Annotated in this window: 17 protein-coding genes and 1 pseudogene; all 18 read left to right on the forward strand. The window is 28.7% G+C overall.

From position 1 onward, the window contains the following. Positions 1-170: 170 nt before the first annotated feature. The 18 genes and pseudogenes from AC1RYN_RS11975 (at position 171) to AC1RYN_RS12060 (ending at position 15,752) form a co-directional block, all read left to right on the forward strand. A complete protein-coding gene (locus AC1RYN_RS11975) occupies positions 171-1,469 on the forward strand; it encodes a hypothetical protein (protein ID WP_481807135.1) in 1,299 nt (432 codons plus the stop codon). Positions 1,470-1,471: 2 nt separating this feature from the next. Then, positions 1,472-2,263, forward strand: coding sequence for a glycosyltransferase family 2 protein (locus tag AC1RYN_RS11980; RefSeq protein ID WP_481807136.1), 792 nt, complete (start codon positions 1,472-1,474; stop codon positions 2,261-2,263). Between the two features lie 39 nt (positions 2,264-2,302). Continuing rightward, entirely contained in the window at positions 2,303-3,454 is a 1,152-nt protein-coding gene (locus tag AC1RYN_RS11985; protein ID WP_481807137.1) for a glycosyltransferase, read from the forward strand. Positions 3,455-3,479: 25 nt separating this feature from the next. Then, entirely contained in the window at positions 3,480-3,947 is a 468-nt protein-coding gene (locus AC1RYN_RS11990) for an NAD-dependent epimerase/dehydratase family protein (protein ID WP_481807138.1), read from the forward strand. A 14-nt stretch (positions 3,948-3,961) separates the two neighbouring features. Then, the gene (locus AC1RYN_RS11995; RefSeq protein ID WP_481807139.1) at positions 3,962-4,186 is read left to right on the forward strand and encodes a hypothetical protein; all 225 of its coding nucleotides are present in this window, start codon (positions 3,962-3,964) and stop codon (positions 4,184-4,186) included. Between the two features lie 49 nt (positions 4,187-4,235). Beyond that, positions 4,236-4,379 (forward strand): hypothetical protein, encoded by a 144-nt coding sequence (locus AC1RYN_RS12000; protein WP_481807140.1) that lies wholly within the window; start codon positions 4,236-4,238, stop codon positions 4,377-4,379. A gap of 78 nt (positions 4,380-4,457) precedes the next feature. Further along, positions 4,458-5,513, forward strand: coding sequence for an EpsG family protein (locus AC1RYN_RS12005; protein ID WP_481807141.1), 1,056 nt, complete (start codon positions 4,458-4,460; stop codon positions 5,511-5,513). Between the two features lie 121 nt (positions 5,514-5,634). Then, positions 5,635-6,600: an MraY family glycosyltransferase gene (locus tag AC1RYN_RS12010; protein ID WP_481807142.1), complete on the forward strand. Its 966-nt coding sequence runs from the start codon at positions 5,635-5,637 to the stop codon at positions 6,598-6,600. Further along, positions 6,597-7,022, forward strand: coding sequence for a WxcM-like domain-containing protein (locus AC1RYN_RS12015; RefSeq protein ID WP_481807143.1), 426 nt, complete (start codon positions 6,597-6,599; stop codon positions 7,020-7,022). The genes AC1RYN_RS12010 and AC1RYN_RS12015 overlap by 4 nt, the downstream gene beginning before the upstream one ends. Continuing rightward, entirely contained in the window at positions 7,015-8,154 is a 1,140-nt protein-coding gene (locus AC1RYN_RS12020; protein ID WP_481807169.1) for a DegT/DnrJ/EryC1/StrS family aminotransferase, read from the forward strand. The genes AC1RYN_RS12015 and AC1RYN_RS12020 overlap by 8 nt, the downstream gene beginning before the upstream one ends. Positions 8,155-8,176: 22 nt before the next feature. Continuing rightward, positions 8,177-8,727, forward strand: a pseudogene (rfbC, locus tag AC1RYN_RS12025) (dTDP-4-dehydrorhamnose 3,5-epimerase). Next, on the forward strand, positions 8,727-9,578 hold the full coding sequence (gene rfbD / locus AC1RYN_RS12030; protein WP_481807144.1) for a dTDP-4-dehydrorhamnose reductase: 852 nt from the start codon (positions 8,727-8,729) through the stop codon (positions 9,576-9,578). The pseudogene rfbC and the gene rfbD overlap by 1 nt, the downstream one beginning before the upstream one ends. A 43-nt stretch (positions 9,579-9,621) precedes the next feature. Further along, positions 9,622-10,506 (forward strand): glucose-1-phosphate thymidylyltransferase RfbA, encoded by an 885-nt coding sequence (gene rfbA, locus AC1RYN_RS12035; RefSeq protein WP_481807145.1) that lies wholly within the window; start codon positions 9,622-9,624, stop codon positions 10,504-10,506. Positions 10,507-10,574: 68 nt separating this feature from the next. Beyond that, positions 10,575-12,329, forward strand: coding sequence for an SDR family NAD(P)-dependent oxidoreductase (locus tag AC1RYN_RS12040; protein WP_481807146.1), 1,755 nt, complete (start codon positions 10,575-10,577; stop codon positions 12,327-12,329). A 41-nt stretch (positions 12,330-12,370) separates the two neighbouring features. Continuing rightward, positions 12,371-12,538, forward strand: a complete 168-nt coding sequence (locus AC1RYN_RS12045; protein ID WP_481807147.1) for a hypothetical protein — start codon at positions 12,371-12,373, stop codon at positions 12,536-12,538. A 214-nt stretch (positions 12,539-12,752) separates the two neighbouring features. Beyond that, a complete protein-coding gene (locus AC1RYN_RS12050) occupies positions 12,753-13,622 on the forward strand; it encodes an ABC transporter permease (RefSeq protein WP_481807148.1) in 870 nt (289 codons plus the stop codon). A gap of 77 nt (positions 13,623-13,699) precedes the next feature. Further along, on the forward strand, positions 13,700-14,971 hold the full coding sequence (locus tag AC1RYN_RS12055) for an ABC transporter ATP-binding protein (RefSeq protein WP_481807149.1): 1,272 nt from the start codon (positions 13,700-13,702) through the stop codon (positions 14,969-14,971). A 7-nt stretch (positions 14,972-14,978) separates the two neighbouring features. Next, complete coding sequence (locus tag AC1RYN_RS12060) at positions 14,979-15,752, forward strand: FkbM family methyltransferase (RefSeq protein ID WP_481807150.1); 774 nt, start codon at positions 14,979-14,981, stop codon at positions 15,750-15,752. Positions 15,753-15,767: the final 15 nt, after the last annotated feature.

The raw sequence follows: 15,767 nt of genomic DNA on the forward strand, positions 1-15,767 counted from the left end.
TTACGTATTGCTAAAGGTTAATACATGCTCCTGTTGTTAGGGAGGCAGCACCTTAAATGTTTTACGGTTAATAGAAGATGATTTTTTGAGAAAGACAATTTGTAAAAATGCAAAAGATTTTTCTAGACAATTTTCAATTGATAGAATGGTAACTAGCCATGAAGAATATTATGAAGGGAGATGAAAAAGGATTTATCGTAAAAACATTACTTCAAGTTATAGTTTTTTTTTATCTATATAATATATTATTTAGAGGATTCCCATTAGGTTTTGGTACTCGACAAATATTTGGTTTTGTCGGTTTAATAATATTTTTAATAGATCAGTTTAAGAAGTATTTTTTGACTGAAGATATTCTAATTAAAAAAAACATAGGTATATTGTTGTTTTTAATTAGTTTGATTGGAATGATAGCCTTAATTACTAATTTGGTTAATAATACAGATGAAAAAGTATTTTTAAGGTATCCTATTAGTTTTATCTCTGTAATTTTTTCTTGTTATTTTGTACTAACTTTTTTTAAGTATAGTTATAATAACGTTTCATATTTGTTAATTAGTAAATATTTTATCAATGCTGTCTTAATACAAGTACTTATTGCAGGGTCAATGTTTTTTATTCCAAGTATAGCCAATTTTTTCAATAGTATACAAAATATTGATGATTTTAATACAGAACGGTTAAAGATGCTTGGAGAATTACGAATTGTAGGTTTTGGAAGTCTCTTTTTTGGATCAGGGGTTGTTAATGGGTTTGCATTGATGCTGATTCCAACTGTATTGAAATCTACAAATAGAAAAAAAGAAAATATTTTTTTCTATGCTTTAGTTTTTTTAATTATATTTTTAATAGGAATGATGATGGCAAGAACTACCATCATAGGAGCTGTATTAGGTTTTTGTTTGTTATTTTTACCTATAAATTTAAAAGAAATTACTTTTTCCAAAGTAGTTTCAGATTTTTTTAAAAATATATTTATTATACCTTTTTTATTAGCTGGAGTGATTCTTATTTTATCAAAGGAGCTAAAAGAGAAATTGATTTTATTGTCTAATTTTGGTTTTGAAATGTTTATCAATTATATTGATGGTAATGGGTTAAATTCTTCTTCTCAAGAAGAATTAAAAGATATGTATATATGGCCAACAACTTTTAAGCCTTATTTAATAGGTGATGGATATTTTATTGATCCTAATAATCCAGATTTATATTATATGGGTTCTGATGTAGGGTATATTAGAATGATTTATTACTTTGGTGTTTTAGGACTATTTATTTATTTATTAACAACCATTTATCCATTGCTAATAGCCTACAAACAAAGTGAAAATAAAATTTATAAAGATTTATTTATTTTTTCAATTTTCTATTTTATAATTTTAAATTTTAAAGGATTCACAGATGTTTTTTTTATATTTATGTTATTTGGCCTTGTTGCGATTTTAAATAAAAAAGTTGTTATTAATTAATTATGTTAGTATCTGTTATTATTCCGGTTTACAATGCCTCTAGTACACTTTTAGTTACTTTAGAATCTGTAAGAAACCAAATATATGATCATTTTGAAATTATAATTGTAAATGATGGTAGTAAAGATTCTTCTGAACAACTAATCAATGATTATATTGAGAGATATCCAAATTTAAAAATAAAGTTTGTTAATCAAGTTAATCAAGGAGTCTCTGTAGCTAGAAATGTTGGTATGAAATTGGCGGAAGGGGAATTTATAGCTCTTTTAGATAGTGACGATGAATGGCTCCCAAATAAATTAAAACGTCAGATTCAAATTCTTAATGGAGATTCCAGTATTGATTTTTTAGGAACAAATAGGGATGGAGAGTATTTTCATAAGTTTTTTAATTTAAAGTTTGAAGTATTAACTATTATATCAGCTAGAAATCTTCTTTATAAAATGTTTTTTATAACTCCCACTGTAATTTTTAAAAGAGAAATTTTAAATGATATTGGCTATTTTGATGAAAGAAAAAAATATGCAGAAGATGCTTATTATTTTATTAAGATAGCACAGAAAAAAAACTGTTACTTGCTAAATGAAAGTTTAGTTATTACAAATAATGGGAAGACCTATTTTGGAGAGAAAGGCTTGTCTAGTAATTTATGGAGTATGCAAAAAGGAGAGCTGTCAAATCTGAATTATGCTTTGAAGAGTTCTATAGTAAATGTAATTGAATATTGTTTTATTTTCATCTTTATGATGCTTAAGTATTTCAGAAGAGTTTGGTTAGTGAAATTCAAAATTTAAATTTATTGTTAGATTAATTAAATTTTTTAATATTATTTTATGAAAAGTAAGCTTAATCGAAAGATTAAATTATTAAGAGTCGTTACGCAAGCGGAGGTAGTTCCTTGGCATTTAAAAAACTTTATAGATAGATCGCAAAAAGATTATGAATTGTATATTATAGGGAATGATGTTACCAAATTTAGTATAGATTATCCATGTGTTACTTTTATAGACAATCAAATTTTAAGAAAGACTTCTGTTTTTTATGATTTTAAGGCTTTAATTAAATTAGTATTACTTTTTATTAGAATTAGACCTCAAATAGTTCATTCTATAATGCCAAAAGCAGGACTTTTAACTTGTATTGCAGGATGGCTAACATTTGTACCAATTAGAATTCATACTTTTACAGGTCAGGTTTGGGCTACTAAATCAGGTTTTTCAAGAAAGTTCTTTAAAATTATGGATATGCTGGTTTTTAAACTAAATACTGTTTGCCTTACAGACAGCCCTTCTCAATCTAATTTTCTTGCACAAAATGGTTTCCTTGTCAATGGAGAGCCTATTCGATATTTAGGAAAGGGATCATTGTCAGGAGTAAATTTAGATGTTTTTGATTTAAATATAGTTAAGGATAGGAACATTTTAAGGGATGAATTAGGAATAGAAAAAAAAGATTTTGTTTATGTTTTTCTAGCCAGAAAGACTATCGTAAAAGGAATAAAAGAATTAATAGAAAGTTTTGCTAAAGTTACGTTTCTTCCAAATGTAAAGTTACTTTTTATTGGACCTGATGAGTCTGATGGACATTTAGAGAAAATATTGAGTGAGAATAAACAAATATTGAATAAAGTTGTAAGTCTTGATATAGTACGAAATCATGAAAAGTACCTTGCCATAAGTGATATATTATGCTTGCCAAGTAGTAGTGAAGGATTTGGAACTATTGTTGTAGAAGCTGCTGCATTAGGTATTCCGTCAATTGGTTTTGATATTGTTGGCTTGTCTGATTCAATTGAAAATGGACACTCAGGTGTTTTAGTTCCTTTTAAGGATGTTGACAAATTTTCAGAAGCAATGATTGAATTGTACCAAAATGTAGAATATAGAAAAGAATTGAAATTTAATGCAAGAGAACGAGTTATAAAATATTTCTCAGCGGATGCTATTTATTCTTTTCAGAATGAATTTTATAAGTCTTTATTGTAATTAAATAAAAAATTATTAAATAAAAATGAAAGTAGCAATTACAGGAGTATCTGGCTTTGTCGGAAAAAATCTTTTCAATTATTTATCAAACAACTCTTGTGAGGTCGTTTCTATTTTGTTACGGAATCGGGAATGGAAAAATAACATAAGTGGTGATGCAATTATACATTTAGCAGGGAAAGCTCATGATACAAAAAACACTAGTAATGCCTCAGAATATTTTAAAATAAATACTGACTTAACAAAAGAATTGTTTGATGTTTTTTTAGAGAGCGAAGTTAAAGATTTTATCTATTTCAGTAGCGTAAAGGCTGTTGCTGATGATGTTCTGGAAGTTTTATTAGAAGATGTGAAACCAAATCCACAAACACCATATGGGCAATCAAAATTACTCGCTGAAGAATATATTTTGTCTAAAGGAATTCCAGAAGGGAAACGAGTTTTTATCATTAGACCATGTATGATTCATGGACCTGAAATAAAGGAAATTTGAATCTGCTTTATAATGTGGTTAAGAAAGGAATCCCTTATCCACTGAAAGCTTTTCATAATGAAAGATCATTCTTAGGGATTGATAATCTCAATTTTATGATTAGAGAAATTCTTATAAATAAACAAGTTTCTTCAGGAGTTTATAATTTTGCTGATGATGAGGTTTTATCAACAAATGAAATAGTTAGAATAATATCTTCAGTTTTAGAGAAAGAAAAGTTTATCTATTGCAATTCCTAAAGTAATTATAAGTGGGATTGCGGCAGTTGGAGATTTAATAAAACTACCCTTGAATTCTGAAAATGTACAAAAGTTAACAGAAAATTATAGAGTTTCAAATGAAAAAATCAAAGCAGCAATTGGAGTTGACAAACTTCTATTTTCTGCTCAAGAAACTTTGCAAAAAACAATAAAAAGCTTCATTGCAAAATAATAAATATTTATTATTTTGTTTTTTTTCGTAGTAATAAAACTTAAAAATAATGAGATAATATGTAAATAAATAAGTAGTATGGGATTTTATGCTTTATTATTGTTAATAATATTATTTTTATTTTTTATAGGTTATAGATATCCAAGTACTGAAAAGATTATTGGTTTGGCGCTTTTAACTATTTTGGTTTTAATTGGAGGATTTAGAGATAGAATAGGTTGGGATTATATTCTTTATACTAATTGGTATCTCAATGGTACTAGAGATGATGGTTTTGAATTTGGTTTTTTGACTATCTTGAAAATTTTTAGACACTTAAATCTGGATTATAAATTTCTTTTTTTCTTTTTTTCTTTTTTTACTTATTTGTTTGTTTATCTAGCAATCAGAAAGTATACTAAAAAAAGTAATCTTTCATTAGTTCTTTATTTTTTAATTCCTGTTTTATTTTTGTGTTCATTTATGTACATAAGACAGTGTTTGTCTGTTGCCATTGCATTTTATGCTTTTACTTTTTTGTTAGATAAAAAATATTTTATTTATTTTCTATGGATGGTTGTAGGGATTTCATTTCATTACAGTTGTTTAATACCATTTGTAGTTTTTTTTGTAATCTACAGTTGGGGATATTGTATAAAAAATTACCATTTGTTTGTATTGATAGGAATTTCATTTATTATGTCCAGAATTGGGATTATTTATTTGATGAGCTTGTTTCTTAAAGATTCTCATTATCTATATTATGTTTCTAGTAAATCGATTCCAGTTTCTTTGCTAAAGCTGTTAGTTATTAATGTAATGGGGATTCTTATAATATATTATTTTAACAAAAAAGGCTTTCAATATAGTTGTCAAAGATATTTGTTGTTACTCTATGTTTGTTCTATTATTTTTTTAAATGTATTTTCAGAATCTAGAGACTTAACAAGAATCTATATTTATTTTAGAATTTTTGAAATTATTCTTGTAGCGGACATTATACGTTATGCCTTGCGAAACAAGCAATTTTTACTTATTGGTTTTATATGTTGCTTTTATTTTTTTCCTTTTTTTAGGGCTATAAAAATTGATGGAGAGGATGTATTAAAAGATGATTTCAAACTGGCTCCCTATAAAACGATATTATTAAAATAATGAGAAATATATTTGCTAGAATGTTTTTTTTAGGTATTAGCTAGCAATTAAAAAATAATAAAACATCTAATTAGATATACTGAAAATTTAATATAACAATCTAAAAAATAAAAATAGATTAATGCAATACACAATACTTGTAATCCTTTTAATGATCATAATGCTACTTTATTTTAAAGTTGCCAATCGATTTAATATCATAGATAAACCTAACGAGAGAAGCTCTCACACAGAAATTACTTTAAGAGGTGGGGGAATTATTTTTTGGTTTGCTGCTTTGTTATACTTCGCTCAGCATATTCAGAGTAATTATTTTTTCTTTGCAGGAATATCTTTAGTTAGTTTAGTTAGTTTTTGGGATGATATACAGAGTTTATCTAATAAAATTCGAATTTCAACACATTTTATTGCAATTACATTGATTTTTTATGATCTGGGAGTTTTTAATTTAATGCCATTATATGGAGTCATTATTGTTTATATCCTAGCAATAGGATTAATTAATGCCTACAATTTCATGGATGGGATAAATGGAATAACTGGTTTGTATACTTTGGTTGTTATGGGATCATTACTGTATGTAAATAAAAACATTCAACTATTTATTGATGCCACTTTTATAAAGTATGCAATGATTGGTAGTTTGGTTTTTTTGTTTTTTAATTATAGAAAAAAGGCTAAGTGTTTTGCAGGTGACGTGGGAAGTATAGCAATTGCTTTTTGGGTAATTTATTTAGTTTTGAAACTTATTCTTGTAACGAATTCAATTATATGGCTTTTGTTTTTGGCTGTTTATGGAGTAGATACTATTTGCACGATAATGCATCGTTTGTTTTTGAAGCAAAACATCTTTGAGGCGCATCGTTTGCATTTATATCAAGTTTTAAGTAACGAATATAAAATTCAACATAGATTGGTTGCTGCATATTATGCAATAGCTCAAATCATAGTTTCGGTTTTAGTTATATGTTTATACCAAAAAGTTCAGGATGTACTACTGTTTATAATAATCATTGCACCACTACTTTTACTTTATACCTTAAAGTTTTATTTTTTGAATAAGAGCAATTTAAAATTAAATATATGATTCCGAAAATAATTCAAGGTGGAGATTTCTCAGATTATCGTGGAACTATTTCGTATGTGAATGATTTTAGCTTTAAGGATATCGAAAGATTCTATATTATTAGTAATTCCGAAGAAAATCCTATACGTGCTTGGCAAGGACATAAACTGGATGCTAAAAACTTTTATTGTGTTAGTGGATCTTTTAAAATCCATTTTGTAAAAATCGATAATTGGGAAAATCCTTCAAAAGATTTAAGTATCGAAACTATAGTAGTTTCTGCCAATGATAATAAAATAGTTCATATTCCTGCAGGTTATGCGAATGCTATTGAATCTTTAGAAAAAGATTCAAAACTAATTTCATTTTCTACTTTGCCACTATCAAAAGTTAGTGATGATGATGTTCGTTATGACTCAGATTATTGGAAAATTAATGAATAAAAAAAGAATTTATCTGTCTCTTTCTCAGCAAAGTGGTTTTGAACAAGAATATGTTCAGAGAGCTTTAGAAACAAATTGGATAACTTCTGGAGGACCAAATGTTGATGAATTTGAAAATGTTTTAGAGATTTATCTAAAAGACGGCTCATTTGTTACGGCTCTAAATTCAGGAACATCCGCGATTCATTTAGCTTTAATATTATTAGGCGTAAAAGCAGATGATGAGGTGATTTCTCAGAGTATGACGTTTTCAGCATCTGCAAATCCTATTTTATACCAAGGAGCAACTCCTGTTTTTGTAGATAGTGAATTAGATACTTGGAATATTTGTCCTAAATTTCTTGAGGTTGCAATTAAAGATAGAATTGCAAAGGGTAAAAAACCTAAAGCTATTATTACTGTCTCTTTATATGGAATGCCTTATAAAATAGATGAAATTCATGCAATTGCAGATTACTATGAAATTCCAATAATTGAAGATAGTGCAGAGGCATTAGGCAGTCATTATAAAGGAAAAAAATCTGGAACGTTTGGTGATTTTGGAGTCTTGTCATTTAATGGGAATAAAATAATTACGACTTCAAGCGGAGGAGTATTAATATCAAAAATAGATAAACTAAAAGATAAAGCAATTTTTTACGCTACTCAATCTAGAGATAATGCTCAACATTATGAGCACAGTGAGGTAGGTTATAATTATAGGATGAGTAACATCTGCGCTGGTATTGGATGTGGGCAAATAAAAATATTAGATAAAAATATCGCTTCACGAAGGGCTATACATGATTTTTATGTAAATATATTTCATGATATAAATGAAGTAACAGTTTTTGAAGAGCCTAATGGAAATTATTTTTCTAACTTTTGGTTAACTACTATTTTGATTAAAAATGATAGTGATAAGAAGATTAGTAGAGAAGCTTTACAATTAGCTTTTGAAGAAGCAAATATAGAATCCCGGCCATTATGGAAACCAATGCATTTACAACCTTTATTTCTTAATTATCCATATTATGGAAAAAAAGTTGCAGAAGAATTATTTGAAAAAGGATTATGTTTGCCGTCAAGTTCAAACTTTACAAATGAAGATAAAAACAGAATTGAAAAAGTAATCAAAACTTTTTTTAATTAAGAAATAAGAAGTATATTTTAATATGAAAATTAAAGAAACATTTATAAAAGATTTAGTAATTGTAGAACCAATCGTGTTTGGAGATGAGAGAGGTTACTTTTTTGAATCATATAGTAAAACCAAGTTTGAAAAATCAGGGATAAATATTGAGTTTGTTCAAGATAATCAATCGTTTTCAAAGAAAGGAACTTTACGAGGATTACATTATCAAAATCCACCTTTTGCGCAAAGTAAATTAATTAGGGTGTTGGAAGGTGAAATTATGGATGTTGTATTAGATTTGAGGAAAAATACTCTTCTACTTATGGGAAATCATTTAGTATTTTATTGTCTGCTGAAAATAAAAAGCAGTTGTTTGTACCTAAAGGATTTGCTCATGGTTTCTCTGTCATTAGCGATACTGCCTCGGTAATGTATAAGTGTGATGAGTTTTATAATAAAGAATCAGAAGGAGGTATAAAATTCGATGATCCTTCATTAAATATTGATTGGGGAATAGATTTAAAAAAGGTTATCATTTCTGAAAAGGATCAAATTCTTCCTTTTATTGAAAATTGTAATAGTTTGTTTTAATGGAAAAGATACTTGTAACAGGGGCAAACGGGCAATTAGGGTCAGAATTATTTATTTTATCTTCAAATTATCCTCAATATAAATGGATTTTTGCGGATAGAAGTCAGATAACTCTGGATGATTTAAATTTACTGCAAACGCAATTAGAAGAATTGCAACCGACTATTATTTTAAATTGTGGTGCTTATACTGCAGTTGATAAAGCAGAAACTGAAAAAGAGTTAGCCGATGTTGTTAATCATTTAGCTGTAGGGGTGATGGCGAAATATTCAGCTAAGAATAAAACAGAACTAATTCATATATCTACGGATTATGTTTTCGACGGTGCATCATCAGTAGCTTTGGATGAAGAAGCTCTAACAAAACCTTTAAATGTTTACGGAGCTACTAAAAGATCAGGGGAGATAGTTTGTTTGCAAGAGAATCCAAATGCTATTATCATAAGAACATCGTGGGTTTATAGTAAGTTTGGGAATAATTTTGTGAAAACAATGCAACGTTTGATGCAGGAAAGAGATTCGATAAGTGTAGTAAATGATCAAATCGGATCGCCAACTTACGCAGCTGATTTAGCAGAAGCAATCATTCAAATCATTTCATCAGAGAAATGGATTTCAGGAATTTATAATTATTCGAATGAAGGAGAAATTAGTTGGTATGAGTTTGCATTGGCTATAAAAGATATTGGAGGATATAATTGTAAAGTAAATGGAATTGCTTCTTCGGCATATCCTACTCCTGCGAAACGTCCTTCTTTTTCTTTATTGGATAAAAATAAAATAAAGAAAGTGTATGGTACAGACGTTCCAAATTACAAAGAGAGTTTAAAAAAAATGATGACACAATTATAGTTGTTGATTTTTTGTTAATATAAATTGATTTAATTTAAAAAAAATGAAAGGAATTATTTTAGCAGGAGGTTCTGGTACAAGATTGCATCCATTGACACTTGCAATGAGCAAGCAAATGATGCCTGTATATGATAAACCAATGATTTATTACCCATTGTCAACTTTGATGATGGCAGGTATAAATGAAATTTTGATTATTTCAACGCCCCATGATTTACCAAATTTTAAAAAATTACTAGGAGATGGTGAGAATTTGGGTTGTAAATTTAGTTATGCCGAAGAAGCTATTCCAAACGGATTAGCACAAGCTTTTGTAATTGGTGAAGAATTCATTGGAGATGATGATGTCGCTTTAATTTTAGGAGATAATATATTTTTTGGAGCCAATATGCAGGAACTCTTACGTTCAAATACAAAGCCAGATGGAGGAGTAGTTTTTGCATATCATGTTTCGGATCCAGAACGTTATGGAGTAGTAGAATTTGATGAAAATCTAAAAGCCATTTCGATAGAAGAAAAACCAGAACATCCTAAATCTCATTATGCAGTTCCAGGATTGTATTTTTATGATAATTCAGTTGTTGAAATAGCGAAAAACATTGAGCCAAGTGCCCGTGGAGAATATGAAATTACTGATGTGAATAAAGTATATCTTTCAAAGGGAGCTTTAAAAGTTGGAATTTTAAGTAGAGGTACAGCTTGGCTCGATACAGGTACGTTTAATAGTTTGATGCAAGCAGGCCAGTTTGTACAGGTTTTGGAGGAGAGACAAGGGCTAAAAGTTGGTTGTATTGAAGAGATCGCTTGGAGACAAGGTTTTATTAATGATACTCAGCTGGAAGAATTAGCATTACCTCTCGTTAAATCTGGTTATGGTGCTTATCTGATGGATTTTTTGAAACAAAAGAGTACTGGTGTTAAAATTTAATTTTTTAAATCCATTATTTCGTATTTTTGTAATTATTATCGGACTCAATAATTCTAAGACTAACTAATTTGAATAATAAACCCACTAATTTAGCAATTTTATTTGCTAAGTACTTTTCGATAGCTAATTTAAGACTTAATATTCATAACCTAAGTTATTTACCTAGGTGGATTATAGTTTTGATGGATGTTATGGTATTGATCTTCTCTTTTACTTTTACTTATTTGTTATTTAAAGGTACTGGTCTAGGATATATTATAACGCATCATGAGTTTTATTTTGTTGGCTCGCTCTTGGGAGTTAATGTTTTTTTCTTTTGGCTATTTAGAACTTATTCAGGGATAATTAGACACTCATCATACATTGATGCGATTAAGCTGTTGTTCTCACAAATGTCAGTATTGATTGTTTTTTTATTCTTCAATTTTGTATTTGAATTATATCATGGAGATAAAGCATTTTTAAATACCGCACTTTTTATAAATATAGTGCTTTCATTTTGTGGTTTGTTTTTATATCGAGTTGTCGTTAAACAAACATTTGAACTTTATTTTGCAGAGAAAAATAATAGTAAATTAATAAGAACTATTATTTACGGAACTGATGCCAACGCGATATCAGTAGCCAACGCATTAAAATTTGAGACGCCTTCTCGTTTTAAAATTGTTGGTTTCGTAGATAAAAACAATCAAAATGCATCGAAGAGGATGCTGGATTTACCAATTTTAATTCAAAAGAAAAGATTACCTGCATTAATGCGTTCTGTTGCAGCTGAAGGGATTATTATTGCTGATAAAAGTCTGTCTAAGGATGAACAATTGATTATTGTAGATCAGTGTTTAGAATTTAACTATAGAGTTTATACAGTACCTTTAATTTCGGATTGGGAAAATCAGAAAGAAATCTCTCAAAAGGTAAAGAATATTCAGATTGAAGATTTACTGGAAAGAAAACCGATTGTATTAGATAGTAAATCTATATCTAAACAATTAAAAGATAAAACCATTTTAATTACTGGAGCAGCTGGGTCTATTGGAAGTGAAATAGTAAGGCAGGTAATAGGATTTAATCCTAAAAATATAATTTTATTAGATCAGGCAGAAACACCACTGCATAGTCTTTGTTTAGAAACTCAAAATATAATTTCAGATTCTCGGATTCATGCTGTAATTGCCGATGTGAAAAGTAAAGAGGCAATGGAGAGAGTGTTTAAAGTGCATGGGCCACAAGTTGTTTTTCATGCAGCCGCTTATAAACATGTACCCTTGATGGAAGGGAATCCATCTCAGGCTATATTAACAAATATAGAAGGAACAAAAAATTTAGCTGATTTAGCATGTAAGTACAAAGTGAAAAAGTTTGTAATGGTTTCTACAGACAAAGCAGTAAACCCTAGTAATGTAATGGGGGCTAGTAAACGTATTGCTGAAAAATATGTACAGTCATTACATTTGAAAAATCAAAAAGAAAAGGGGAATGATACTACGAAATTTATCACAACCCGCTTCGGAAATGTATTAGGTTCTAATGGGTCAGTCGTTCCTTTGTTTACTAAACAAATTGCCGAAGGAGGGCCACTTACTATAACACATCCGGATATTATCAGATATTTTATGACTATTCCTGAAGCATGTCAGTTAGTTCTTGAAGCTGGCGCAATGGGTAATGGTGGGGAAATATACATATTTGATATGGGAAAACCCGTTCGAATTATTGATTTGGCTCGAAAAATGATAAAATTAGCAGGGTTTATTCCAGAAAAGGAAATCAAGATTCAAATAGTTGGACTTAGACTGGAGAAAAACTTTTTGAAGAATTATTAAATGATACCTCAAAAACGCTTCCTACATATCATAACAAAATTATGATTGCAGAAGAAATTCAGGATGAATATGAGACTCTGCATATTGAAATTGATGAGCTAATTGGAATATCTAAATTTTTTGATAATGATGATATTGTTGCTAAGATGAAAAAAATAGTACCAGAGTTTAAAAGTATGAACTCTAGTTTCGAAATTCTTGATAAATAACATTTATGTAAGATTATTTTTGTTTTAAAATTATTTAAGGTGTTTTTTAATTAAAAGCACCTTTTTTGTTTTTTATAAAACTTAGAATTAAGAATTACAGTAAATAATAATGATTGCATCTAATTGTTATATTTGCTACGGAAAGATAGTATAATTATGGCTCCTAAAAAGATTATTAGCTGTCTGCTTTTCAGACAGAATTTTAAAACTATTCATGAATAAACCAGAAAATGTTTCAACTCCTTGGTTGTTTGAAATAACACCTAAGAATAATTTTTTTTCGCTGAATCTAAAAGAAGTTTGGCAATATCGTGATTTGATGGTTCTTTTCGTAAAAAGAGATATAGTAACTGTTTATAAACAAACAGTGCTAGGGCCACTTTGGTATTTAATTCAGCCTTTATTTACCTCAGTAACATTTACGATAATATTTAATAATGTTGCTGGAATTAATACGGGGACTGTCCCTCCTTTTTTGTTTAATCTTGCAGGGATTACAGTTTGGAATTATTTTACGGCTTGTCTTACCGGAACTTCTGATACTTTTAGAGCGAATGCTGGGATATTTGGTAAGGTATATTTTCCAAGAATAATTACTCCTTTATCTATTGTAATTTCTAACTTGATAAAATTTGGAATTCAGTTTTTGATTTTTATTGTTTTTTATATTTACTATTATTTTCAAGGTGCGGTTATTAGTTTAAATATTGCAGCACTTTTTTTTCCTGTAATTATTGTATTGATGGGAATTCTAGGACTAGGATTAGGGATGTTTATATCGTCATTAATTACTAAGTATAGAGATTTTAGTAATTTAATTGGTTTTGGTGTACAATTGTTAATGTATCTTTCTGCTGTTGTATATCCGATGGCATTGATAAAAGATAAATTACCAAATTATGGTTGGTTAGTACAATATAACCCATTAGCATATATAATTGAGACATCAAGATACATGCTTTTGAACGTTGGTGAAATTTCATTTTATGGCCTTTTTTACACTTTTATAGTGACTATAATTATATTTTTAGCGGGATTATTAGTCTTTAATAAAACGGAAAAAAGTTTTATAGATACAGTATAACTTTTATATGAATTACAATAAATAAATATAATAGATTGTCTTCTTTCTATATAGATGTGAGATAATTGTAGATAAAAATGAGCAAAGACATTATATTAAAAGCCGAAAACATTTCTAAACAATATCGTTTAGGGCAAGTAGGTACGGGAACTTTAAGTCATGATTTAAATCGATGGTGGCATCGCATACGCGGAAAAGAAAACCCCTATTTAAAAATAGGTGATATAAATGATCGAAGTATTAAAGGGACGAGTGATTACGTATGGGCCTTACAAGATATTAATTTTGAAGTTGAACGTGGAGAAGTTTTAGGGATTATTGGTAAAAATGGGGCAGGAAAGTCTACGTTATTAAAAATTTTATCAAAGGTTACTGCTCCAACTACAGGAAGTATCAAATCTCGCGGGCGTATTGCATCATTATTGGAAGTAGGTACAGGATTTAATCCAGAACTTACAGGAAGAGAAAATATTTTTCTGAATGGTGCAATTTTAGGAATGACGAAAAAAGAAATCACATTAAAGTTAGATGAAATTATAGATTTCTCTGGATGTGAGCGTTATATAGATACTCCTGTAAAAAGATATAGCAGCGGAATGACTGTTCGGTTGGCTTTTGCAGTTGCTGCTTTCTTGGAGCCTGAAATTTTAGTTATTGATGAGGTTTTGGCAGTAGGAGATGCTGAGTTTCAGAAAAAAGCAATAGGAAAGATGCAAGATATATCTCGTGAAGGAGGTAGAACTGTTTTATTTGTTAGCCATAATATGGCAGCAGTAAAAAGTTTGTGTACAAGGGGATTGGTATTGGTAAATGGAAAAGTCGCAATGAGTGGAAACGTTGAAAAGGCTGTTAGCTATTATTTGAGCCATGATTCTGAATCAATGAATAAAAAGGTTTTTTCTTCAGAATATGATAAAAATGAATTTATTCTTCATGAAATAAACTTAAACCCATATGGAAAAACCTCTGACGATGTATTAGATGAATTTCAAAAGATAGAAATTAATACATTTTTTACATTAAAAGACAATTCAAAAAAACTTCATTTGACTTATGTTTTAAATAATGATATGGGAGAATCACTCTTTACTTTTTCACATATAAGTAGTGAATTTAAATTGAATGATGGGTTAAATAAAATAAAATGTACTTTTCCTGAGGGATTTTTAAATATTGGGACCTACTATTTATCACTTTATATAATAGAGAATTCTAAAACCACATTGTTTGTGGAGAAGGATATTATGTCATTCATTATTCAAGAAGGAGAAAGACCAATTGGCTCCTGGATGGGTAAAGAGCCAGGGTTTATAAAACCAAAATTTGATTGGTCAATTCAAGGTAATTAAATATAAGATGAATAAAAATATAAAAAGATTATCTAAATTATTAATTAGAAAATTAGGTTATAATTTAAGCAAAATTAGTACTGATATCAAAACGAGTCCTATTGATATGAGCAGTAAAAGCTCTTTATTGTCAAATTTTTATAATACGTTAAAGGAAATTGATTTTCAACCAAAACATATTGTTGATATAGGAGCTAATCATGGTACATGGACAAGAGATGCGCTTTATTATTTTCCGGATGCAAATTACACTTTATTGGAGCCGCAAAGCTGGCTAAAGAAATCATTGCAAGATATTTTAGACACTAATTCAAAAATTCAGTTTTATCCTGTTGGAGCTGGTGAAAAAAAAGGATCTTTTCTTTTCACGATAGTTGATAGAGATGATAGCTGTTCTTTTAGATACACTAAAGAAGAAGCAGAAAGAGAAGGATTTAAGCAAATAGAAATTCCCGTGGTAACATTAAATGATTTACTTTCAGAAATTAATTTGCCTATCCCAGATATTATTAAGATTGATGCAGAAGGTTTAGATATTGAGGTTTTAAGAGGAGCAAGTAATTTTTTTGGTAAAACAGAAATCTTTATGGTCGAAGCAGGAATAGTAAATAAAGCTTTTAATAATAGTTTTTTAAAATTAATTAATTTCATGGATGAAAAGGGATATAGGCTATTTGAAATAACAGATTTGAACAGGCCTTTTGAATTAAAAGTTTTATGGCTAGCCGAACTTGTTTTTGTTAAAAAGAATGGCTTTATTGATTTACAAATTATTTCTTAAGAATAAAATTAAATA

The organism is Flavobacterium sp. TC780, assembly GCF_056783245.1.

What these genes read in the sequence shown, in the direction of transcription:
- AC1RYN_RS11975 (WP_481807135.1), top strand. Translation starts at nt 171, where the DNA reads ATGAAGGGAGATGAAAAAGGATTTATCGTAAAAACATTACTTCAAGTT.
- AC1RYN_RS11980 (WP_481807136.1), top strand. Translation starts at nt 1,472, where the DNA reads ATGTTAGTATCTGTTATTATTCCGGTTTACAATGCCTCTAGTACACTT.
- AC1RYN_RS11985 (WP_481807137.1), top strand. Translation starts at nt 2,303, where the DNA reads ATGAAAAGTAAGCTTAATCGAAAGATTAAATTATTAAGAGTCGTTACG.
- AC1RYN_RS11990 (WP_481807138.1), top strand. Translation starts at nt 3,480, where the DNA reads ATGAAAGTAGCAATTACAGGAGTATCTGGCTTTGTCGGAAAAAATCTT.
- AC1RYN_RS12005 (WP_481807141.1), top strand. Translation starts at nt 4,458, where the DNA reads ATGGGATTTTATGCTTTATTATTGTTAATAATATTATTTTTATTTTTT.
- AC1RYN_RS12010 (WP_481807142.1), top strand. Translation starts at nt 5,635, where the DNA reads ATGCAATACACAATACTTGTAATCCTTTTAATGATCATAATGCTACTT.
- AC1RYN_RS12015 (WP_481807143.1), top strand. Translation starts at nt 6,597, where the DNA reads ATGATTCCGAAAATAATTCAAGGTGGAGATTTCTCAGATTATCGTGGA.
- AC1RYN_RS12020 (WP_481807169.1), top strand. Translation starts at nt 7,015, where the DNA reads ATGAATAAAAAAAGAATTTATCTGTCTCTTTCTCAGCAAAGTGGTTTT.
- rfbD (WP_481807144.1), top strand. Translation starts at nt 8,727, where the DNA reads ATGGAAAAGATACTTGTAACAGGGGCAAACGGGCAATTAGGGTCAGAA.
- rfbA (WP_481807145.1), top strand. Translation starts at nt 9,622, where the DNA reads ATGAAAGGAATTATTTTAGCAGGAGGTTCTGGTACAAGATTGCATCCA.
- AC1RYN_RS12045 (WP_481807147.1), top strand. Translation starts at nt 12,371, where the DNA reads ATGATTGCAGAAGAAATTCAGGATGAATATGAGACTCTGCATATTGAA.
- AC1RYN_RS12050 (WP_481807148.1), top strand. Translation starts at nt 12,753, where the DNA reads ATGAATAAACCAGAAAATGTTTCAACTCCTTGGTTGTTTGAAATAACA.
- AC1RYN_RS12055 (WP_481807149.1), top strand. Translation starts at nt 13,700, where the DNA reads ATGAGCAAAGACATTATATTAAAAGCCGAAAACATTTCTAAACAATAT.
- AC1RYN_RS12060 (WP_481807150.1), top strand. Translation starts at nt 14,979, where the DNA reads ATGAATAAAAATATAAAAAGATTATCTAAATTATTAATTAGAAAATTA.